This window comes from Brevibacillus sp. FIR094 (assembly GCF_050477165.1).
Taxonomy (GTDB): Bacteria; Bacillota; Bacilli; order Brevibacillales; family Brevibacillaceae; genus Brevibacillus.
On record NZ_JBEAES010000081.1, the window covers coordinates 1 to 1,311 of the forward strand.

Here is a 1,311-nt window from a genome sequence, read left to right on the forward strand (position 1 = left end):
TGGTCTTACCCCTGTCAAGCGGACAGAACTAAAAAAGCCTAAGCAGCCAGTGTGATTCGGTATTCTACCGGAGCACACTGGTTTAGTTTTTTCTGGAACCGTTCATGGTTATAGAACCATATGTAATTCTCAATGGCTTGAAAGAGTTCTTCTTCTGTTTTACACTCAGAAAAGTACAACGTCTCAACCTTGAGATGCGAAAAAAAGGATTCAATGCAGGCGTTATCTAGGCAGTTTCCTTTGCGAGAGTGGCTGCCTCTTATGCCAAGTTCCTTTATTCGCTTATTGTACTGCCGAGACGTGTATTGGAAGCCCTGATCTGAATGCAGGATTGCTTCCTGCACGTTTCTTTTTTCACTCAGTTGTTCCACAGTATCTAGTACCAGATGTAAATCATTTCGACGGGAAACTTGCCAGGCAACAACTTCGTTGTTGAACAGGTCTTGAATGACAGATAGGTAGTAAAAACGTTCTTGGAGTACAACATAAGTAATATCTGTTACATACACGTTATTCGGCTTGTCTGTTTTAAATTTTCGGTTAAGTAAATTAGGATGAACTATTGAGGGAGCTTTACCAAAATAACGGCGCTTCTTTCGGATAATGGACCGAAGGTTTAGTTCCTTCATCAACCGGTATACTCGCTTGTGATTTACACTTAAGCCTTTCTTTCTTAATGCAATCCGCATTCTTGGGTAGCCATAGTAGGGATGTGTTTTGTGGATTGCTATGATATGCTCTTTCAAATCTTGATTTTGTTTTTGTCTTGCCGATTGTTTTTCTTTTGTTTTGAGCCATTTGTAGAAGCCTGATCGAGACACTTCCGCAATTTCTACTAACCACGTAAGGCGATACTGCTTACTAAGTTCGTTTATGATCGTAAACCGAGTTATTTTCCGCACCTTCCCCCCATATGCAGATTGGGATTGCGCTTTTTTAGGTATTCTACCTGCGCCTTTAGATAATCCCTTTCTTCTTCCACAGTAGCAAACTTGGTTCTTGGACGCCCAATAAAAGGAGTGCTATCAGATTGATTTTTCCCTCGTTGATCCCCAAGCCCTTCGCCACTGTTCTTCTTTCTGACCCACTGCTTAACTTGAGTATTGCTAGGTATTCCTAATTCCTTAGCTATTGCTTGATAACTCATCCCTCCCAGTAGATACATGTTTACAGCCTTCAGTTTAAACTCCTCAGAATATCGTTTGAATGTTTGGCCTTTTTTAGCCATAATAAATCCCCTCCAAATAGAGTGTACACCCACCGTTAGGTGGGCGGGCTTTTTACACTGTCTACTCAAAGGGGATATTATCA

1 protein-coding gene is annotated in these 1,311 nt (G+C 41.2%); it reads right to left on the bottom strand.

Going from position 1 to position 1,311, the window contains the following annotated elements:
- Positions 1 to 38: 38 nt before the first annotated feature.
- A protein-coding gene (locus tag ACQ5DJ_RS29860) for an IS3 family transposase (protein ID WP_429845619.1) occupies positions 39 to 1,228 on the bottom strand; the annotation gives its coding sequence in 2 pieces (ribosomal slippage) (positions 39 to 943 and positions 943 to 1,228; 1,191 coding nt in all).
- Positions 1,229 to 1,311 lie beyond the last annotated feature (83 nt).